15 protein-coding genes are annotated in these 21,665 nt (G+C 65.9%); 3 read left to right on the top strand and 12 right to left on the bottom strand.

What is annotated here, in order from left to right; translation table 11 throughout:
• The first annotated feature begins 1 nt into the window (after position 1).
• The 3 genes from VI08_RS08120 (at position 2) to VI08_RS08110 (ending at position 2,849) form a co-directional block, all read left to right on the top strand.
• On the top strand, positions 2-847 hold the full coding sequence (locus VI08_RS08120; RefSeq protein WP_045829073.1) for an STM4011 family radical SAM protein: 846 nt from the start codon (positions 2-4) through the stop codon (positions 845-847).
• Positions 848-909: 62 nt separating this feature from the next.
• A complete protein-coding gene (locus VI08_RS08115; RefSeq protein WP_045829072.1) occupies positions 910-1,278 on the top strand; it encodes a BlaI/MecI/CopY family transcriptional regulator in 369 nt (122 codons plus the stop codon).
• Positions 1,279-1,283: 5 nt separating this feature from the next.
• Positions 1,284-2,849, top strand: coding sequence for a M56 family metallopeptidase (locus VI08_RS08110; protein WP_045829071.1), 1,566 nt, complete (start codon positions 1,284-1,286; stop codon positions 2,847-2,849).
• Positions 2,850-2,851: 2 nt separating this feature from the next.
• Here the strand turns inward: VI08_RS08110 and VI08_RS08105 are convergent, their stop codons facing one another.
• From VI08_RS08105 to VI08_RS22505, 12 genes are all read right to left on the bottom strand, one after another.
• Entirely contained in the window at positions 2,852-3,919 is a 1,068-nt protein-coding gene (locus tag VI08_RS08105) for a hypothetical protein (protein ID WP_052697776.1), read from the bottom strand.
• A 22-nt stretch (positions 3,920-3,941) separates the two neighbouring features.
• The gene (locus VI08_RS08100) at positions 3,942-5,648 is read right to left on the bottom strand and encodes a bifunctional sulfate adenylyltransferase/adenylylsulfate kinase (protein ID WP_045829070.1); all 1,707 of its coding nucleotides are present in this window, start codon (positions 5,646-5,648) and stop codon (positions 3,942-3,944) included.
• A gap of 2 nt (positions 5,649-5,650) precedes the next feature.
• Positions 5,651-6,475, bottom strand: a complete 825-nt coding sequence (locus VI08_RS08095; RefSeq protein ID WP_045829069.1) for a sulfotransferase family protein — start codon at positions 6,473-6,475, stop codon at positions 5,651-5,653.
• Positions 6,476-6,487: 12 nt separating this feature from the next.
• Complete coding sequence (locus VI08_RS08090) at positions 6,488-7,498, bottom strand: LacI family DNA-binding transcriptional regulator (RefSeq protein WP_045829068.1); 1,011 nt, start codon at positions 7,496-7,498, stop codon at positions 6,488-6,490.
• A 10-nt stretch (positions 7,499-7,508) separates the two neighbouring features.
• Entirely contained in the window at positions 7,509-10,196 is a 2,688-nt protein-coding gene (locus tag VI08_RS08085; protein WP_045829067.1) for a glycoside hydrolase family 2 protein, read from the bottom strand.
• A 4-nt stretch (positions 10,197-10,200) separates the two neighbouring features.
• Positions 10,201-11,562 (bottom strand): APC family permease, encoded by a 1,362-nt coding sequence (locus VI08_RS08080; RefSeq protein ID WP_045829066.1) that lies wholly within the window; start codon positions 11,560-11,562, stop codon positions 10,201-10,203.
• Between the two features lie 8 nt (positions 11,563-11,570).
• Positions 11,571-14,771 (bottom strand): TonB-dependent receptor, encoded by a 3,201-nt coding sequence (locus VI08_RS08075; protein WP_045829065.1) that lies wholly within the window; start codon positions 14,769-14,771, stop codon positions 11,571-11,573.
• A 145-nt stretch (positions 14,772-14,916) separates the two neighbouring features.
• On the bottom strand, positions 14,917-17,244 hold the full coding sequence (locus tag VI08_RS08070; protein WP_052697775.1) for a beta-N-acetylhexosaminidase: 2,328 nt from the start codon (positions 17,242-17,244) through the stop codon (positions 14,917-14,919).
• A 14-nt stretch (positions 17,245-17,258) separates the two neighbouring features.
• Positions 17,259-18,263 carry a glucokinase gene (locus VI08_RS08065; protein ID WP_045829064.1) on the bottom strand — a complete coding sequence of 335 codons (1,005 nt, stop codon included), beginning with the start codon at positions 18,261-18,263 and terminating at the stop codon, positions 17,259-17,261.
• 150 nt (positions 18,264-18,413) lie between these two features.
• Complete coding sequence (locus VI08_RS08060; RefSeq protein WP_045829063.1) at positions 18,414-20,000, bottom strand: glycoside hydrolase family 30 protein; 1,587 nt, start codon at positions 19,998-20,000, stop codon at positions 18,414-18,416.
• Positions 20,001-20,133: 133 nt separating this feature from the next.
• The gene (locus VI08_RS08055) at positions 20,134-20,871 is read right to left on the bottom strand and encodes a type 1 glutamine amidotransferase (RefSeq protein WP_045829062.1); all 738 of its coding nucleotides are present in this window, start codon (positions 20,869-20,871) and stop codon (positions 20,134-20,136) included.
• A 59-nt stretch (positions 20,872-20,930) separates the two neighbouring features.
• A complete protein-coding gene (locus tag VI08_RS22505) occupies positions 20,931-21,617 on the bottom strand; it encodes an NYN domain-containing protein (protein WP_045829061.1) in 687 nt (228 codons plus the stop codon).
• Positions 21,618-21,665: the final 48 nt, after the last annotated feature.

The raw sequence follows: 21,665 nt of genomic DNA, 5'->3' as shown, positions 1-21,665 counted from the left end.
CATGCCCCTGTCGATCCTCTACCGTGGCCGCTTGAGCAGTTGCAACTACGACTGCCCATACTGTCCTTTCGCCAAACACCACGACTCGCGGGCCGCGTTGGAACACGACGCGCGGGATCTCCGTCGCTTCGTCGACTGGGCGGCCGGGCAGGCCAGAATGCTGTCGATCCTCTTTACCCCCTGGGGGGAGGGCCTGGTGCGCCGCCACTACCGGGACGCCATGGTGAGCCTGAGCCACCTGCGCCACCTACGTAGGGTGGCCATCCAGACCAACCTATGCGTCGGCACGCGCTGGCTTGACGAAGCCAATCTCGACACCCTGGCATTGTGGTGCACGTACCATCCCGGGCAGGTGTCGCGGACCGCGTTCGTGAAACGATGCCAGGAGTTGCATCGACGCGGCGTACGCCATAGCGTGGGCATGGTGGCCATGCAGGAACACCTGGACGAGATCGATGCCCTACGGGACGCGCTACCAGCGTCCGTTCCGATGTGGCTGAACGCCTACGATGAGAGGCCGGCCGGCTATTACAGCGAGGGTGATGTCGAGCGCCTTAAGCAAGTGGATCCGCATTTCCTGCTCAACCTGGAGCCGCCACCGAGCCTGGGTGCTCCCTGCGCCACGGGCGAGGACGTTGTATCGGTCAACGGCAATGGCGAGGTCACGCGGTGCCATTTCGTGGCCGCACCGCTCGGTAACCTCTACGACGGAAGCTTCGAACGGTACCTTGGCGCCCGGCCTTGCCCGAATGCCCGCTGCGACTGTTACATCGGATATGCACACCGGAAGGATCTGCCAATCCAACGCGATTATGCGACTGGCTTGCTTGAGCGCATAAGGCGTTGACAAGCGTGCACGCGCCACCTATATCTACTAACGTTCTAGTAGCCATAGGCGGCGCGGGCACCATGAAAATCACCCTCACCGACCGCGAAGCGGACATCATGCAGGTGCTGTGGGAACACGGCCCGTCGCTGGTGGCCGAGGTGCGCGAACGCCTCAGCGACACGCTTGCCTACACCACCGTGCTGACCGTGCTGCGCACGCTGCAGGCTAAGGGCTATGTCGGGTATGAGGAAGAAGGCCGCGGCCATCGCTATTTCGCGAGCGTGAAGCAGCAGGCCGCGCGCAAGAACGCGCTGCAGCACCTCACCGATAAGCTGTTCAAGGGCTCCACCGAGCTGCTCATGACGCAACTGGTCTCCGACCAGAAGCTGACGCCGGCGCAGATCGCCCGCATGCGCAAACTGCTGGCCGAGCGAGCCGGCAAGGAGTAGCAGGCATGCTCGCATGGATGGTCTATGCCGCCCTTGTCGCCCTGGCGTTGAGCGGCGCTGCATGGATCGCCGAGCGGGCGGCGAGGCAGCGCCAGGTGCCCACGCGGTGGCCGTGGGTGCTTTCGCTGGCGGCGTCGGTCGTAGTGCCCCTTGCGATGGCCAACGTGTCATTGCCGCGCCCGTCCTTCCTGCAGCCAGCAGCCCATGCCGGAGAGACCCATGCACCGGCGTCATGGGCACTACGCGATGTGACGTCGTTGCCGCTCGCCGCGCGCGTCATCGACTGGAGTGGTGCCGCGCATTTCACGTCGTCGATGCGCGCCAACCGCCTGGCACTCGATCTGTGGCTGGCCAGTTCCTTCACCCTTGTGCTGTTCCTCGGTTTCGCCACGGCCTTGTTCCATCGACGGAAACGCGACTGGATCGGCGACACGCTGTGCGGCCTCCCGGTGCTCGTCTCGCCGGACGTGGGCCCGGCCGTCGTCGGCCTTGTCCATTCGCGCGTGGTCGTGCCCGGCTGGGTGATGGACGAGCCTGCCGAACAGCAGCGTTACGTCATGGCGCACGAGCAGTCGCACCTGGAAGCGCGCGACCCGCTGTTGGTCGCCATCGCCATGACGCTCCTGGTCGCCATGCCCTGGAACCCGCTGCTGTGGTGGCAGTTCCACCGGCTTCGCTGTGCCATCGAAGTAGATTGCGATGCCCGCGTGCTGGGTAGCGGCGGCGATCTTCGCGGCTACTGCGAGACGCTGATCCAGGTCGGGCAGAACCAGTCGGAATACGTGGGTGCGATCACGGCCATGTCCGAGTCGCCCACCTTCCTCGAACGAAGGATACATATCATGTTGGCGAGGCCACGAAAGTGGGCGCGCGCGTCGGCATTCGTGCTGGTCAGTGGCGCGCTGGGCATGGCGGTGTTCGCGGCGCAGGTGACGCCGCCCGAGGCGACGAAAGCATCCACCGGTTCCGCGGTCCACGTGGATCCCGGCCTGCTTGCCTCGTACGTGGGCACGTACGAGATCAGTGATACCTCTTCCATCACGGTGCGGCGCAAGGGCGACGGGCTTTCCATCGAACCCATCGGGCAGCTCTCAGCGGCGGGCATCATCGACATGACGACCCTTAGCGACGATACGTTCCTCGTGCCTTATGTCGATGCGAAGCTGAAGTTCTCGAATGCCGGTGCCGCCATCAGCGTCCACGAGCAGCCTTTCATGACGGCGCCGCGCGTCAGCGAGGCAAGGGCACAGCGGATACGGGAGGCCCTGGCCGCTCGGGTCAGGGAGCAGAAGCCCTACCCCGCCAGTGAACGCGCACTTCGTGTCGTGCTCGCCCATTCCGGCAGCCGGGAGGGCATCAGCCCGAGAACCGCGCCGGATGACCCGGACAACTTTGCGTCGCAGGAGGGCTACTTCGCAAAACTCGGCCCCGTGCAGTCATGGCGCTTCAACGGCGTCACGGACTACGGCTGGGATACCTATGACGTGCAACACCAGAATGGCGCCGAGCAGGTCTTCTTCCTGCTCGACCATGATGGCCTGATCGTGAGCAGCGTCGTGCGCCGCCAGTAGCTTCAGTGCGCCGCGACCTTCCGGACCAGCGTATCGAAGGCCGTTGCCGTCTCCTCATCCGTGAAGTTGCAGTGGCCGTCGCCCGAGGGTGGCAGCACGGTTAACCACTTGCCGTTGCCTGCGGCCTGTACCTGGTCGGGATACGCCCCATGGAACCGTGCGGGAATCGTCGGGTCGAACGCGTTCCACTGCATGACCACGGGCGTGGCGATGTGGCCGGTCAACGTGACGTTCTTGCCCACGTAGGCCATGGCACCCGGCGTGCCCGCGTAGCGATGGGCTTTCTGATTGAGGCCGGCATCGTCGCCATAGCCCTTGTAGAGCGTCTTGCGGTTGTCCACCGGCATGCCACCCGCGCGCTTCTCTATCTCCCGCAGCGCCATGTAGTAGAGCGCAAGGGTCGGCAGCGTTTCCGTCGTCTCCTCGAGGCGCTTTGCGAGCACCGCCGCTTCCCTGGGGTGGGCCTGCACCGCCTTGGCGATGGTGTCCGGGTCGACCGCTGGCGGGGAATCGGGTGCGGCGAGGTCGGGAATCACGCCCGGGATGAGGGCGTCGAAGGCAACGAGCGGTTCAACGGCGCCACGCGCGAGGAAATCCGGTGTCGAAACCGTCAGGCCGCAGGTGATCATCGCGCCGCTGTACGCCTTGGGATAGCGCTCGATCGTTGCCGCCGTGGCCAGGCCGCCCATCGAGAAGCCGTAGGCAAACGTTTGGGCAGGCTGCTTGTAGGTGTGGGTGAAGTACTGGCGCAGCCGTTCGTTATCGGCGATGGCATCGGCCATGGCCCAGCCTTGCGACGCGTACTGGCTCTGCGCCACCGCGTAGCCTTTCTTCAGGAAGACGGGCGTGGAGTCCGCCGCTTCCATCGGTGTCTTCAAGGGCGCACCGACTGGCTGGTAGCCATGCATCAGCATGACGAGGCTGCCGTTCCAGTGGTCGGGGATGTCGATACGGTACGCCGCGCCCTGCAGGGTGCCCGAGTAGGTGCCCGGCTTAACGTCCGCGGCGCTGGCGGCGGCGCACCACGCGAGCCAACTGATGAGGGCAAGCCTTGATGTTGCACGCTTCATGGCACTTCGCTCCCTGCTGTGGTTACCCGGACAGTAACTGCCGTTGCTTCAGGATGTCCATGATGCGCGCGGCCAGCGACGCCGGCGTGCCTTCACCACCATCGAGCCGGAGCTCTGGCGCGTCGGGCACCTCGTACGGATCACTGATGCCCGTGAACTGCTTCAGCACGCCCGCGCGTGCCTGTGCATAAAGGCCCTTGGTGTCGCGCGCCTCGCACACATCGAGGCGGGTGCTGACATGCACTTCGATGAACTGGCCATGGGCCTCCACCAGCGCCCGCGCAGCGGCGCGATCCTGCGCGTACGGCGCGATCGGCGCGCAGATGGCGATGCCCCCGTGGCGGACGATCTCGGCGGCGACATAGGCGATGCGCAGGATGTTGGCGGAACGGTCCTCGCGCGAGAAGCCAAGCCCGGCCGACAAGGTCCTGCGTACCTCGTCGCCGTCGAGCATGCTGACCTGCCGCCCCGCCTGCTCGAGGATGGCCGCCATGAGCGCCTGCGCGATGGTGGACTTGCCCGCACCCGAATGCCCGGTGAAGAAGATGGCGCAGCCCTTGCCTTCGGTGCGCGGGAAGCGCTGCCGCAGGATGGCCTCCACCTCGGGGTACGTGAACCATGGCGGGATTGGGCTGCCATCGCGCAGGTGCTTGCGTAGTTCCGTGCCGGAGACATCGTTGACGGCTTCGCCGTCGCGCAGCTCGTCGGTGCCTACATAGGCGTCCCGCGACGGCGAGTACACCATGGGCGCGAACGGCAATACCGTGATGCCCAGCTCAAACGCATGGGCCTGCACGAGCTTCTGCGCCGCCAGTGGGTCATAGAACGGCTGGCCCGCGGCATCTTTGCCGGGCCCGGCATGGTCGCGCCCCACGATGAAGAAGCCGGCACCGAAGTTCTTGCGGATGATGGCGTGCAACAGCGCTTCGCGCGGGCCGGCCATGCGCATCGCCAATGGCAGCACCGACAGCTTCACCGAACCTTCCGGGTACTGCGCAAGCAGCGCGCGATAGCAGCGCACCCGCGTATACATGTCGATATCGCCTTCTTTCGTACGGCCGACGACAGGGTGCAGGAGCAGCTTGCCATCCACGGCGGCCATGGCGCGACGCGTCAGCTCCACATGGGCCCGATGCAGCGGGTTTCGCGTCTGGAAAGCGACGACGCGGTCCCATGCGCTGCTGATCAGCAACTCGCGCATCTCGCGCGGCGACGCACGCAGGTCGGTAAAATCATGGTGCGCCGGGCGCTGCAGGCCGCGAAGGCAGCCACCGATGTAGACGTCGCCACGGCGGAACAGATCCGCTACGCCAGGGTGCTGGCGATCCGACGTGCCGTATACCTGCAGGGCTTCACGTTCCTTGTCTGGGCGGTAGATGTCAGCCACCGTGAGGATGGCCAGGGCCGTGCCTTGCACATCGCGCAGCACGACGTCCTGCCCTGCTGTCAGCGGCGCGGCGGCTCCTTCGGTGATATCCAGCGGGATGGGCATCGGCCACAGCGCGCCATCGGCAAGCCGCATGCCGTCTACTACCGCGCGGTAGTCCGCCTCGCCCATGAAGCCTTCAAGCGGCGAGAACGCGCCATCGAGCAGCAACTCGAGGTCGCACAGGTGGCGATTGTCGAGCACCACGGAAGGTAGCGTGCCCGATGCGCGGCGCGCGTCATGGGCCTCGTCGACAGGCAGGTAAAGATCCTTCAGCACGCCACCGTGCGGCTCGACCAGCATGGTCAAACGATGGTGACCTGATTGACGTTGTTCTTCGGGTCCGCCCAGAACGCCTCATTGGCAAAGCGGCCGAAGACCTCGCGCGGCAGCACGGGCGGCCGCTCGACGGCCTCGACTTTCGCGCGAACCGTGTGCAGGCCGGGCATGCCGACGCGGGCGTCGAACTCATCGGCGTTGTACTGGATGTGGTTGAAGTCGTGCTCGAACCAGGGTTCACCAAGGAACGCGTAGACCGCCCGGACGGAGGCTTCCGGGGCGCGCACGAGGCTCTCGTATGTGAGGAGCAACAGGTGGTCACGCGCATGTTCGCCGTAGAAGGCTTCCTTCGTGGCCTGGTAGGCGAAGCCCACCATGCCGCGTGGATCGGTCAGTGCCTCGACGCGCGAATATACCGTGGTGTTGGTGTCGTAGCGGAACACCTTGCTGACGCTGACGGGCTGCTTCTGCACCAGCCGCTCCATGCTGTCGAGCACCCAGGCCAGCTGGCGGACGCAGGCCACCACTTTCACACCCGGGAACAGCGCGTTGAGCAGGCCCATGCGGCTGCACCACAGGCGGCTCATGTCGAAGATCACTTCCGTCTCGGTATCCACCGAGTAAAAGTTCTCGACGAGGCCGCGCAGCAGTGCCGTGCGCTGTTCGTCGGTGACATCGAAGGCGAAATCGTTCCTGGTGCTGGCCTCGGCCACGACGACACCCATGATGTCGGCCACCGGGCTGGTCATGCCCGCCCGGAACCGCGGGTTCTGGTTGAGGATGGCGGCGAGCAAGGTGGTACCCGCACGCGGCAGGCCAGAAATGAAGTGGAACCGGCGCTGGGGTGCCATGCGGTGCGTCCTCTATCGGGGTGCGGGCGCGGTGGAATCGCGCAACCGCATCAGGTAATCGACTTCGACCATGCGGGGCTCGCCCTTGCCGAGCAGCCCCAACAGCAGTTCTTCGGTAGCCCGCTTGCCCATGTCGCGTACGGGCTGGTGCACCGTGGTGAGCAGGGGCCACACCTGGGTGGCGATGGTGGTGTCGTCGAAGCCGCAGATGGAGACCTCGCCAGGCACTGACACGCCCGCTTCGGCGGCCGCCCAGATGGCGCCGACGGCCATGTCGTCGTCGGCCGCGAAGATCGCGGTGGGCCGCTGCTTCAGCTGTAGCAACTGCCGCGCGGCCTTCACGCCGGATTCGAACGAGAAGCGGCCCTGCACCATGTACTCGGCGCGCTCCTCGATGCCCGCACGCTCCAGGCCATCGCGGAAGCCCGCGAGGCGCCACACGCCGGCGCCGTGTTTCGGGTCGCCGATGATGTGCGCGATGCGCCGGTGCCCCAGCGCGACGAGATGGTCCACCATCGCCGCGGCAGCTTCCCGTTCCTGGAGGATCACCCCCGCGATGCCCTTGGGCTTGCGCGGCGCGATGGACGTGAATGGCGTGCCCGTGGCGCACAGGTGCGCGAGCAAGGCCGGGTGGTCGGTAATGGGCGGTGTAAGGACCAGGCCATCGGGGCGGTGGCGCCACAGGATGCCTTCCACGCGCTCCATGAAATCCGCCGCCGTGGAATCCAGCGGCTGCACCATCATGCTGTACTGGTGCGCCTCGCAGGCCTCCTGCACGCCGGCCTGCACTTCCATGACGTAACTGGGCGACAGGTTGTCGTACAGCAGGCCGATCATGAAGGAGCGATTGGATGCGAGGCTGCGCGCCGATGCCAGCGGCCGGTACTTCAGCTCGGCGACAGCGGCCAGCACGCGGTCGCGCACTTCCTTGCGCACGCCCGGCTCCTGGTTGAGCACGCGGGAAACGGTCTTCTTCGACGTATCGGACGCACGAGCCACATCGTTGATGGTCACGCGCGACATGAAGGCCTCTTCAATGCTTCGTTCCCTGGGTGGCTGCCGTATTCCAACCGGATACCTCGACCACCGCGGCCGCGTTGCCCTGCGCCGGGTAGCGCGCCGTGAGTACGACCGACTGGCCGGGCCACAGCGTCACGTCATTGTCAGTCCACCTCACGGGCAGCGCAAGGTCGCCCTTGGCGCCACGACGGATCGAAAGATGTTCCTGCACGGCGACGGCCGGGGACGAGGCAGGTACGGAGAGCGTGACGGTGGCGACCTCCTCGTCACCCTCGCGCGCCGTCGACACCCGCAGCGTGTGGGTGGCCCTGGGTAGCGAGGCCAGGGCGGTGAAGTCGCCGTACTGCGTCAGCGGCGTGAGGTACCAGTTCGACTTCGCCCAATCCAGCTTGTCGGGGCGCGTGGAGAGCCAGTACACGTTGCGGCTGGCCTGCTTGCCGTCGGCACCCGCGAGGGTGAGCTCGATGAAGTAGACGGGCGACAGCCCGGTGACCGCCGGCAGGTCGAGCACGGCCTGGGCGTGGTTGCCTTGCAGGTCGATCCCTGCCACCTGCTTCTCGAAGCGCACGCTGCCGTCGAGGTTGCGGACCTTTAGCGAAGCCACCAACCCGTGGCGATCCTCCAGCGTATGGTTCACCACCATGACGGCGCGCGAATCGTACGAGTACTGGATGTGCACCGGCTCGTTCGCCTTCTTCGCACCGTAGTAAGCGCCGGCCGGGTTCAGGTAGTAGTCGTAGAGATGCCAGTGCAGCGATGGCCACGCGTTGTTGAGCATCCAGTAGATGACGCCGGTGGCCGGGTTGGCCGCACCCATGCGCGCATTGAACGCTTCGAATTGCGCACGCACGCCGTCGTAGTTATCGAGCTGGGCTTTCGCCACGTAGTCCTCGAGGCCCTTGGGTGCGCCGTAGCGCTTCGCCAGCGCCGTATCGAACGGCGTGAGCACGGCGAAGGTGGACCAGTCGGCCGATGCATGGAACTGGCGCGTTTCCGGGTATTTCCACAGGGCTTCCTGCTCCTGGACCGAAAGCATGCGCTGCACGTCTTCGAGGCGCGGGATCACGGCACCGGCGCTGACTTCAGAGTCAAACCCGAAGGCCGCACCGAATTTGTCGGCATACCAGTACGACGGCGGAATCCAGTCGTACGGGCCCGCCATCTTCGTACCCGAAAGGCCGGCCTCGGGCGTGCCTTCGGGTACCGCGGCCGAGATGATCGGCAGCGTCCAGCCCTCGGCATGCAGCGTATCGGTGTACATCTTCGACAGCGCGGGCGGCGGCGCGTGGTCGCTGCCGATGAAGAAGCCGATCACCGAGGGGTGGTTGCGAAGCAGGCGCGCCTCGCTTTCCATCGATGCCTGTGCCACGCGCATGTCCGCGTCATTCCACGGCAGGCCACCGGTCTTGGCGGCGGCCTCCCACTTGTCGCAACATTCCCAGCCGGCCAGCACCATGATGCCGTTGCGGTCGGCGAGGTCGTAGAAGCGATCATTCTCCAGCTTGCCTTCGCTGCGGATCGTGTTGATGCCCAGGTTCACGACGTAACTGAATTCGGCTTCCATACGCGCGGGATCGTCGCGGAGAAACATGTCGGGCGCCCAGCCACCGCCACGGATCAATAGCGGCTTGCCGTTGATGGTGAACTGGCGGTAGCCCTGGCGCGTCAGCGCGGACTCGACGCGGCGCACGCCGAACGTCGTGGCCGCGCGGTCCGAGGTCGCGCCATCGACGGTCGCCGACACCTTCATGTCGTAGAGCGGGTGTCCACCCATGCCGATGGGCCACCACACCTTCGGGTTATCCAGTACCACCGACGGCGATGCGCCGGTCGCTAGCGACACCACCTTCGTTTCGCCGGAACCGAGATGGACGGTCTGCTGGATGGGTTTGTCGGCGACCGTGCCGGACAGCGTCGCATCGTGCGCCACGGAATCCAGGTTCCTGGCTGTTACCGTCGTGGCCAGCGTGGCCTGCTTGAGATCCGCCGAAAGGGTCGTGGCCACGTGGGGTGCGCTGAGCGCCACGGGCCCGGTCTGCAGGATATCCACCCCGCGCCACGGGCCCATGTTGTTGTCGGGCGGCGTGGGGTTCCAGTCCACCCAGCCGATGGACAGGACCATGCGCGGGTCACCGGGATAGACCTTCAACGCCACGGCGTTCGCACCGCCGTGTACCGCCTGCGTGATATCGATGTCGCGTACGGGATAGGCCCCGGCAACGTCCGCATGGTCGGCCACCTGCTTGCCGTTCACCCACACGTCGGCGCTGGCGATGATGCCGTGCGTGCGCAGCAACGTGTGTCGCCCCGCGCCCGCTTTCGGCAGCACCACGCCGGCGCGATACCACCATGGGGTCACGAACAGGTTGCCGCTCGCATCGGGTACCTGCACGGCGCGGAGGTTATCGCTGTGGAACACGTCGCCTTTGAAGACGTCGTTCTCGAGCAGGCCCGCCATGACCGTCGCACGGCCGGTAACCGGGTACCACTCCTTCGTGGCGAAGCCGCTGGCGGAAATGGCCGCGCCATCCTGTGGCGCCTTGGCGACATCCTGGATATGCCAGCGGCTGATGGGCGTAACGGTGCCCGCGTCGGCGGCGACGCGTGTATCGGCATAGGTGGTCGCGGCCATCGCGACGGGGGCGACGGCCAGGCACGCCACGAAGGCGGCGGTGACGGCAGAACGGAGGGTGGTGTGCATGGTGCTACGACTCCCGCACGGCGGCGTGCCGGGTTTCCAGGGGGGCGAACGGCCATGCGGCATTGACGCGGGCCCAGAGTGCGAAAACGACGAGGCCGGCGGCGATCCATGCGCCCGACAGCATCAGCGACAGAGTGGATGCGGAGACGTAGACATACACCCAGCCCACTAGCGCGATGATGCATGGCACCGGGTAAAGCCATTGCCTGTAAGGCCGCGGCAACCCCGGCTCCCGGCGGCGGAGCACGACGAGCGCCACGACCTGGGCTATGGACTGCACCAGGATCGTCGCGGTCAGCAGCATGTTGATGACCTCGGTGAGGTCGAAGAACGTGCCGATGGCCGTCACGATGCCCATGGTCAGCAAGGCGACATGCGGGAAGCCACCCTTCGCATGAAGGCGGCCGAAGGCCGACAGGAATACCTTGTCCCGTGCGGCCTCGAAGGGCACGCGTGAACCACCCAGCAACCCCGTGAATACGGATGCCAGCGCCGTGATGATGATCAGCGTGGTCATGACCGCCGCCGCGGCATGGCCCCAGCTACGCTCCACCACGAGCGACGCGACCGACTTGGACGTGGCAATCTCCTGCCACGGCGCCACGCCCAGCACGCTGATGTTCAACAGCAGATACACCACCATCATGGCCATGATCGAGATGATGATGGTGCGCGGCATCGTATGCCCCGGGTCACGCAGCTCATCGCCGATATAGGCCGTGGTGTTGTAGCCCAGGTAATCGTAGACGCCGATGATGAGGCCGGCCCCGAGCCCGACGAAGAAGCGCGAGCCAAAGGCCCCGGGCGGGAAGTTGAATGCCAGCTTCGCATCGAAGTGCGAGAACCCGGCCGCCGCCACGCCGATGATCGACACGAGCATGATCACCCACAGCGCGATGGTGATGACGCGCACCGATTCGATCCGGCGGTAAAGCATCCAGGTGACCAGCCCCGTCGCTGCCACGCCCACGACGTGCGTGGTACCCCAGCCCATGTTCGGGAAGAAGAACTGCAGGTACTCCACCATGCCGATGATGCCCGTGGACATGAGCAACGGGATGGCCAGCAGCATCGTCCAGATGAAGAGGAAGGGCATGAGCTTGCCCGTCCGCTGCTGGAACGCCTTGCGCAGGTACACGTAGGTGCCGCCGGAGCCGGGCATGGCCGCGCCCAGCTCCGCCCACACCAGGCCATCGGCCATCGCCAGCAGGGCACCGACGACCCACCCGACGATGGCCTGCGGGCCGCCCATGGCCGCAACCATCAACGGGATGGTGATGAATGGCCCGATGCCGCACATCTGCGTCATGTTGATGGCGGTGCCCGAGAAGACACCGATCGACCGATGGAAACTACGCTCGCTCATGGGTTCCCCTACCACTGGCCACGGATGCCGAGCATGAACATGCGCTCGGAGAACGACGAGTGCCCGGGCTGGTCTTTCCAGGTCAGATAGTAATGCTGGTACTCGTTGGTGAGGTTCGTGCCGTTGAGGAACACTTCCAGCTGCTTGGCGAACTTGTACGAGATGGAGGCATCGATGTACTTCTGTGGCGCCTCGTACATCTCAAGGCCCGTGATGCCGCCGACGCTATCCTCCACGGCGCGCTTGGAGCGGTAGTTGTACGCCACGCGCGCCTGGAAGCGGTCGTCCTGGTACCACAGGATGAAGTTACCCGATTCGGTGGAGTTATCCTGGAACGGGATCTTCTTGCCGGCAAGGTCCTTTTCGCCCGAGTTGCTGGGCGCATAGGTAGCGTTGACCTCCATGCCGGTCTTGGAGAGGATGCCCGGCAGGAACGTGAAGCCCTGGCGGTAATCCAGCTCGGCGCCCTTGATGCTGTTACCCGTGCCCTGCACCGGCTGGGTGATGACGATGCAGTGGTTGCGCACCACGCCATCCTCGTCGGGCAGCGTGCAATCCGTGACGCTGCCGTTCTTGATGAAGCTATCCACGTTGATGCGGAACAGCGCCAGGCTGACCATGCTGCTGGGGTTGATGTAGTACTCCGCGGATGCGCCGAAGTTGGTGGAGCGCCACGGGTCGAGGTGCGGGTTGCCCGACGAGGTACCGTTCGACACGCGGTAGAGCGGGCCGTCCGGCGTTTCCGAGAGCGAGTAGTTCAGCTGCAGGCCACCGGCCCATGTGCTGAGGTTCAGCGGCATCATGTTCTTGGAATAGGCCAGGCGCACCTTCAGGCTGTCGGTCACGTCCAGTGCGAAGTTGGCCGACGGCAGCACGTCCTGGTACGAGCGCTTGGTGATATCCCGGCCCACGTCCTCGGCCTCGTCGCCGTAGGCACCCGGGTCGCCACTGAGGTGCTGGGTCACGTCCAGCTTGCTGCGGATAAGCCGCACGCCAACGTTGCCGCTGTAGGGCATGTTGCCGATCATGCCGTTGAAATCGCCCTGCAGGTAGCCCGAGAGCTCCTTGAGCCGCACGCCCCAGGTCGTGCCGGGTTCGCCGACGCGCACCGTATCGGGGTATAGCGATTTCCAGTAGGCCTCGGGGTCCTTCATGGCATTCGGGTCGATGGCCCAGAAGTTGATGCCCGAGCCGAGCAGGTTGTTATACGCCTTGAAGTTGTTCGCCAACGGTGCGGCCGTGTTTGGCATCGCGAGGGCCGACAGCGGGCCACCACGGTAATAGCCCAGCTCGTTGCCGGCCGTACACGAGCCACTGTTCAGTACCACGTCGGCACCGACATAGCGCACCAGGCACCCGTTGGGGTCGGTGGCGCCCATGCCGGCGTACACCGGCACCTCGAACGTCCAGCCCTCGTTGCTCGCATCGCGGATGCTGTTGCGTACACCGAACTTGAGCTTGAAGCCGTCGCTGAACTCGAACTTGCCATCGAAGCGCAAGGCGTTGAGGGCTACCTTGCGGTCGTAGTTACCCGAGGATTCGAGCGTCTTCATGGTCCATGCGTTGGGGTCGGCGAACGCCGCCGCGAGCTCGGCAGGCGTGCTGATCTTGAGGTACCGGCCGCGGAAATCGGCCGTGATGGGTATCGTGTTCTGCGGTATGCCGTTGGCGTTGAACACGCGGTTGCCACCCAGTTCGGCGGGGTAGATCATCGTGCCCGGCGGCACCTGGTCCTCGGTCACGCCATCCGCCAGCACGTTGGGCCACAGCGCGCCATCGGAGTCCGAAATGTTGACGTCGGTTTCCTGCAGGTGCTGCGCCGCCGTGTCATGGATGCCACGCAGCGTTGCGGTGAAGGGGCCACCGTCGTCGTAATCCAGCTGCAGGTTCAGGTTCTTCGCGTCGGAGAACTTGCGGATCATCTGCGAGTACGACTCCACGTCGCCCGGCCACTTCTGGTACACCTGCGTGGTGAAGATGTTCGAGCCTTCCCAGCCTGGCTCCGGCGTGCCGTACGAACCCAGTGCCGGCTGGCCGGTATCGTGGGACTGCAGCGGTACGTACGTCGCGCCCTGCCAGTTCGTGGAGTTGAACTGGATACCGGCGTTCCGGTCGAACTCGTGCTGCTGCGAGTAGAAATAATCGGCCGTGAGGCTGAGGCCGCTGCCGATATCGAACTGGAACGACGCATTGGCCGACTTGCGCTTGCGCTCGGTGAAGATCTGGTTGATGGCGAAGTTCTGGCTACCCATGAACACGCCGTTGGACTTGCCATCGCCGTTCACGTCGACGCTGCCGTCGGCGTTCTGCACGATCTGCGACGGTATCGGCGCGTCGTTCCACGGGGTGAGGAAGCCGTTGTAGCCCCCGGCGCTGGCGGCGTTTTCGCCGTTGAGCACCACGCCGTACGAGTCCAGGCCCTCGGTGGAGTTCATGCGCCGGGTATCGGAGTAATCACCCGAGAGCAGGAAGCCCCAGCGCCCGTTGTCGTTGTACGAGAAGAGGCCGTTGGCCTCGGGGCCGGTGTGCTTCGTCGTCGAGCCCCGCTCGCCGTTCGCCGAATAGCTGTACGTGAAGCCGGAAGGAAGATCCCACGGCCGGTAGGTGTGCAGGTCGATGGCGCCGCTGATGCCCGCGTCGGTCTCGTCGGCGGTGGCCGACTTCACCACGTCCGCGCCGTGGAACAGCGTGGAGGGAAGCATGCTGAAATCGGGCTGCTGGGAATCGATCTGGTCGGCCGTGATGAACACTTCGCCGTTCAGCATGGTGCCGACCTGGGGCAGGCCGCGCACATCCACCGAGGTGCCCACGCCGGCATCGCGGTTGATCTGCACGCCCGTGATGCGCTGGAGTGAATCGGTGATCGTCGTGTCCGGCAGCGCGCCGATGTTCTCGGCGGTGATGCTGTCCTGGATCTTGTCGGCATCGCGCTTCACGTCGATCGCCTTCATCTGCGATGCGCGCACGCCGGTGACGGTGACGCCCGAGAGGTCGACGGCGTTCTGCGCCTGGTCGCCCTCCCCCTCCTTGCCAGCACCCTTCTTCGCCGCGGGCGGGGGCGAGGTGGCTTGTGTCGTCGTGGCCTGGGCCGGTTGCCCGTCCTGCTGCACGTCGAAGAACGTGGAGGCACCCGCCTGCGTCGAAGCGACGGCCAGCAGGGTTACCGTGATGGCGAACGACAAGGGATGCTTGCGAAGTGCTCTGGACATGGGCCGTTACCTCTGACTGGTGCCTGTCGGAACGAATGGACCTCTCTTTGCGGGAACGCGGCATGCGCGGCCGCGCCCGTGGCGCGCGCCGTGGTGATGCCAATGCATGCTTGCCCCAACCCCCGGTGCGCCCCAGCGCACCGCCCTACTTTGAAAACGAAACCTTCCCCAGCGCCCACTGCCCCTTGCGTGGGTCGCCCGTTGCGAAAACACATAGCGTTTGCTTGCCCGCCGCGATGGGCGCGGCAAGCGTTGCCTCCAGGTGTACCGACCCGGACGCCGACGCGCCCGCCGCGAACGGCAGCGCGGCAACGCGCGGGCCATCGCAGCCGTTCGCATGGATCTCGAAGCCGGCGGCGGCACCGTGGCTGTCGTGCACCACCGCACCGCGGGATTCATCGCCGTAGCGCCACGGCAGCTTCTCGGCCGTTACGCTGACATGGGTGGCGCCCTGCACCGCCGCGTCCGGCCAGAGCCAGCAGGCGTTGCCAATTTCCACGGCGTAAACCGCGCTGCTACCCGCCTTCGGCTTTGCGCCCTCAAGGCGCGATGGCGGCTCACCGGAGCAGGTGCGCAGTGCGGCGCTGTCACGGCGCCACAGCGTTGCGTCATCGACGGTTACCGTACGGGCGTCCGCAAGCACGGTGCCGTCGGCCGCGAACGTCGCGGCGCGCACGGTCGTTCCCGCCGGCAGTGTGAGTGGCTGGGTATACGCCGGCGATGTGGCCGTGGGTGCCGAGCCGTCGGTGGTGTAACGGATGGCGAAGCCCGGCACTTGGCTATCGATGGTGACGCGATAGCCTTGGCCTTCCGCACGCGACAGCTCGAAGGCCGGTGCGAATGCCGTATCAGCCATGCCGATACCGAGCCCGCGATAGCGCGCGACCTGCGCGGGCAGCCGCGCCATGAAGCCGTCCCAATCGTGCGTCGTCGCCGGTGACCAGCCCAGTTCCGCCAGCGCGGCGAGGCGCGGGAAGGTCGCATGCTGGGTATGGGCGAAGGTCAGCAGCTGTTCGGCCCACAGGCCGGCCTGCACGCCGACGATGTGCTTCGCTTCTTCCGCGGTCGTGCCCGGGGGCACGAGTTGCGTGTCGTACGCCTCGCGCAGCGTGACTTCGGGTGGTGGGCCGGCCCATTCATCCGGATGGCCGGTCTGCCGGTGGTCGAAATACAGCGATTCCTGGGGCGTCATGACCACGTCGTGGCCTTGGCGAAGTGAGGCAAGCGCCACGCGCTCGTCGTGGTCACCATGCCACGACATCACCAGCTGCCCGCGCGGCAGCGCGACACCGGCATCGACTTCGTCGTCCCAGCCCACCGGGGTGCGGCCATGCTTCACGAGGTAATCCGCCACCTGCTGCATGAACCAGCCTTGCAACTCATCCATGTTCGCGAGCTTCAGCGCCTTCATCTGCGCGTTCACTTCCTTGGAAGCGTTCCACTGCTGTTTGTCAGCTTCATCACCGCCGATGGAAACGTAGTGCGACGGGAACAGGCGCATCACCTCGTCCATTACGTCGTTGACGAACGTCAGCGTCTTCGCGTTCGGATTGAGCAGCCACGGGCTCACGCCCCACGCGGTCCATACCGCTGGCCGCTTGCCGGTCACGCCGAGCCAGGGGTAGGCCGCGATGGTGGCCTGCGAATGCCCGGGCAGGTCGATTTCGGGCACGACGTCGACGTAGCGCTCGGCGGCGTAGCGCACGATGCCCTTGATTTCGTCCGCCGTGTAGACCTTGCAGTAAGGCTTGTCGCGGCCACCCGACACCTGCGCGTCGTTACCCACGGGCTCGCGGCACGCACCCTTCGTCGACAGTTCGGGGTACTTCGGCACCGGCAGGCGCCAGCCCTGGTCATCGGTGATGTGCCACACCACGACGTTGAGCTTATCGAGCGACATCCAGTCGATGAGCCGCTTGATGTCGTCCGCGCTTTGGTAGTGGCGGCTCGAGTCGAGCAACACCGCGCGCCATGCGAAGCGTGGGTGGTCCTCGATGCTGCCGTACGCCACGCGCGCGGGGGCACCCTTCGTCCAGCCCGGCTGGGTGAGAAGCTGCCAGACGGTCACGCCACCGTAGAAAGCGCCGCGGGCGGAGCGCGCCGTCACGACGATGCCGTGTTCGCCGATGGCGATGGCATAGCCTTCGTCGCCCGCCACCGCTGCGTCGGGATTCACCTCGAACGTGATCGTGGCCGGTGCGCCCCCAACAGCAGCCTTGCGCAAGGCAAGGCCACGCGTGGTGGCCACACGCTGCATGAAGCGATCGACCACGGCCGATAGCGCCGGGTCGGTACCGCGCACGGCCACGCTTGCACCCGTGTCGACCACCAACGAACTCTTGCCGGAAGGCGTTGCTACCGCGGGCATGGGCATCAGCGACCACGCAGCGGGCGCCGAGGCGATCGCGCCCGTGGTTACGGCCGCCGCCGCCATGGCCGCGCATGCCAGCGCCATGCGGCGGAGCCAGGCCATGGGCGAGACGCCCCTCACGCGGCCGCGCCCTCTGGCGTGGCGACGCCGGGCGTCGCGCGATGATGCAAATACCAACGGGCGGCGCCGTGTACGCCATGGGCGCCGTGCTCCGCCACCCATACCGGCACCTGCGCGAGCAGTGCGCGCACGCTGCGGCCATGCAGGAAGCGCTCTTCGAACGCGCTGTGCTTCAGCATGTCGAAAATGGACGACAAGAAGCCACCGGCGAGGAAGATGCCACCTGTGGGCATGTAAGTCATGGCGACACTGCCTGTGAAACTACCGAGCGCCGCGCAGAACAGCTCGACCGCCTCGACGGCGTGGCGGTCGGCGCGCGCGGCCGCGGCGGCCGTCACGGCCTTGGGCGTGGCGAGTGCCGGCACGTCGCCATCCAGGGCGCACAGCGCCTCGTAGACGGTGAGCAGGCCGGGGCCCGAGACGATGTGCTCGACAGGCACGTAGCCACCCGCGGGCGCCAGCCATGCCAGCACCTCGCGCTCGCGCAGCGAGTGGGGGGCGAAATCCATCTGGCCGGCTTCGGTGGTGAGGACGGCCGCGTGGGGCGCCCCGGGCACGTGCGCCGCGGCGCCCAGCCCCGTGCCCGGCCCGATGACGAGCGAAGGGCCATGGCCGCGCGTGGCGGGGCCACACAGGTGCCGACCGCTCGCGGCCAGCGGCCCCTCGATGGCATAGGCCAGCGCCTCGAAATCGTTGAGCAGGGCGACCTCGTCCAGGCCGAGCGCGGTGCGCAGGCCATCGAGGCGCACGGGCCACGCGAGGTTGTCGTTCAGCACCTCGTCGCCCAGCACCTGCCCGGCACACGCGAGGACGCAGTGCGACACGGGGGAGCGCACCTCGCTATCGATGAAAGCCTTCAGCAGGTCGGCGAGCGACGGGAACGCCGCACACGGGTACACGCGGTAGGCCAGCACCTCGAGTGCGCCCGAGCCGCCTTCGGCGGCGCGCATGAGCGCGACGTGGCCGTTCGTGCCGCCGATATCGCCCGCAAGAAATTGCATCCCCGATTTCCCCAACCGCTTTGCACCAAAGGGTGGAACGCGTCATCCGTGGTGCCCCCCGCACCGGATTCGACATCAGGGTGTAACGGGACTGACACCGGTGTCAAGTCGTGGCGCAACAGGTGCCCGGGCGGGGGTGGGCGGGTCTGCTCAGGGGCTTTGAGGGGGGGCCGACGCCTCCGGGGCGGGTGCACCGCCCCGGTTGAGCCATTGCAGGGCGCGTCGCATCCACACACCGACCGGGGCCTGGCTCCAGCTGAACGTGGCAACGCTTTCAGGCGGCATGAGGTAGTCGAAGTGCCGCTCGCCTTCGGCCACGGCGACGTGCCGCGACTCCTTGCGGATATTGACCACGACCAGCGCCATGGAGCCGTCGGGGTTCTGGAAAGCCACGTTGGCGAGCCCCTTCTCCGCATCGGTATCGTTCGACTTCACCCGGTACGCGCCGGGTAGCACGAAGCGGCTGAAGTGCTCGATGGCGTAGTACTCGTCGTTGCGGGTGACGTCGCCCGACGACGAATCAATGGTGACGAGGCCCTTGCACAGCGCGCAGCCGCCAAAGTGCGGGCCATGGTTTTCATCGAGCGCGAGGTTCCAGTAGACGACGCCGCGCGCCCACTGGCGGATGCCGGTGACAAGCAGGTTGCGTGCTGACCACAACAATTCACCGTTCATGTTGAGCGACCAGTCGCCGCCGGAGCATTCGGTGATGTAGGTGTTCTTGTCGGGGAACGCGCGATGCACGCGGCCCTGCTCGTGCTGGCTGCCTTCGTAGCAATGCCACGCCACGCCGTCGACATAGGGCGATGCCTTGGCGTCGCCGAATACCGTGAGCGGCTCGTCGGGGTGGCTCCAGTTATGGTCCCAGTCGAGGATACGCGTGCCGGGCGCACGCTTCGCCAGGCGCGGGCCCAGGTAGTCGCCGATGATGCGTGCGCGGGTATCCGCGGGCATGCCCATGCCGGGGTAGCTGATGGGCTGGAAGCGCGGCTCGTTCTGCAGCGTGATGGCGAAAAGCGGGATGCCCAGCGCGCGGTAGGCCGTGACAAAGTGGATGAGGTAATCGGCGTACGCGCTTTCGAATTCCTCGAGCAGCTCGCCACCGTAGAGGTTACCCGTGGTCTTCATCCATGCGGGTGCCGTCCAAGGCGACGCGATGATGAGCAGGCCGGGATTGATCGACAGCGCCTGCTGGATCGACGGCACGACGTCGGCCATCACCGGCGCCGTGTTGAAGTACTTCAGTTGCGGATCGGTCTGGCCGAAGGGGATGTCGTCGAGCGTGTAGACGTTGAGCGAGAAATCGGACGAGCCGATCGTCACCCGCATCATGTTGAGGTTGAGGTTGGGCGGCGGCCCGTACAACTCCTGCATCAGCGCACGGCGCTGTGCCGCATCCATGCGGTTGTGCACCAGCCACGCGGAGGAATCGGTCATCGCCGCGCCGAAGCCCACCATGCTCTGGTAGCGCTCGGTGACGTCGATGGTGATGTCGGCGGGCGCGTTGCCGCCACGCGTGATGGCGAGGTCGTCCTGGGGCGCCATCTTGAGGCGCCGGTTGGCGGTACTCAGCCACATCTCGACGACGGGACGCAGCGGCGAGGCGGCGGGCACCGTTTCGACGGAGGCGGTTACCGTGCGCAAACGCGGTGCGTAGAACGTGGCCGCCGTGAGCAGGCAAAGGAGGACGATGGCGACGACGGCCGCCTTGCCAGGTACGAACCGCTCTTGACCCATGGCGCGCGCTAACCCTTCTGCCTACCGCTTACCCGGCTTCTGGTGTTGCGACATGTGTCCTCCGGGCAGTGCATGCGATGGGCCACTCTATCGCATGCACCCCCAAGGGCCCAAGGGCCGGTGCAGCGCGCCGCTAGGCCGGAATGGCTGTCTTGTGGCCGATGTAGTCGCTCACCAAGGCATCGAGGAAGGCGAAGAGTGCCTCGTTCATGGCACCGTAGCTGCTTGCACGCAGCACATCCGGCGGCTGGACGAACGGGCGGCCGGCAAGGCGCCGCAGTTCGTCCGTCGACGCGGCGATAAGCCCCTCCACAACGTCGCGCGTGAACTCCATGTGGCACTGGAAGCCGTAGACGAGGGGCGTGTATTCGACGATCTGCCGTGGGCAGCCCTCGCTGACCGCGATGACGGTGGCCCCCGGCGTGAGGCCCGGCATGTCACCGTGCCAGTGGCCGACGGCAAGGCCATCGCCCAACGCGGCGAACTTCGGGTTGGTGCGACCATCGCGAGTCAGCGCGATGGGAAAACTGCCGATCTCGGGCTCCGGGCTACGCGCATGCGATGCGCCAAGGGCCTCGCCGATCAACTGGGCCCCCAGGCAAACGCCCACCACGGCCTTGCCAGCGGCGATAGCCAGGTTGATGAGGGCCATCTCGGCGCGTGCGTCGAAGTGCGGGCATTCGGCCAGTGTCGTGGCGGGCGATTGCGGCCCCCCGAACACAACGAGTAGATCGATGTCGCCGACCCCTTCCGGCAGGGATTCGCCCGCGTACACGCGGCTGCGCGAGACGGTTTGGCCACGATCGCGTGCCCAGGCCTCGAAGGCGCCAGGCGCCTCAAAGGCCTCATGGATGATGAAGTGGATGTTCATGGCGCACCGACGAGTCAAGTACCTGGCTGGGGACGATATCAGCGCCGCTCCATGGCTGACTACCATGGGCCAGGAAGCAGCACGCGCTCCGCGGGCCGCGGGCATGTCGTCCTTAGCCCGTCGACATGTTCCTGCAAGCCATCAGGGATATGCGCCCAGAGTGGGTCAAGCACGAAGTCGATCCCCTCCCGTCGCGCCTGCTTCGCGGCGGGCACGAAGTCGGCATCCCCTGCGATGAGGACGATCTGGTCAACGCACCGTTTAAAGGCCAGCGCAGAGACGTCTATGCCGATCCGCATGTCGACTCCTTTCTGTCTAACGCCGGGTACAACGTGTTCTGGCGCCAGCTCGTCAAAGGACATCTTCTCCTTGAGAAGCTTCTCGATCGCCTCCGGCGTAAGAGTCCACCGGACCTGCTTGGACAGGTGACCGAGCCTAAGCGCCATCTTTCTCTTCACACGGAGGTGTGCGTGAAGCTCGTTTCGAAATTGAGCTTCTTCGGACTTCGAGAAGTCGACGCTCCGCTTCGTCAGCGGATGGTGGAGCTTTGTCGTAAGTGGTGGGCAGTCGTAGAAGAAGATGCGGTAGAGCTCGCGACGAGGCGCGCCCTTGCCGGAGGCAAGGTGCGCGAGCGCCCAGCGATGTGCGCATTCCGCAGCACGAGCTGCGTTCCAACGATTCTGCGGTTCAATTCGACGAAAGCGCTTAATGAAAAACGCGCCATCGATCAGTATCGCTGTCGGCATTCCTTGCCGCCTCCGTCATCCTGACGCAAAAAAAAGGTTCATCGCGGA

This window comes from Luteibacter yeojuensis, from assembly GCF_000964085.1.
Taxonomy (GTDB): Bacteria; Pseudomonadota; Gammaproteobacteria; order Xanthomonadales; family Rhodanobacteraceae; genus Luteibacter; species Luteibacter yeojuensis_A.
Note: the sequence above shows the minus strand (reverse complement) of the source record. Positions and strands in the feature narration are given on the sequence as shown.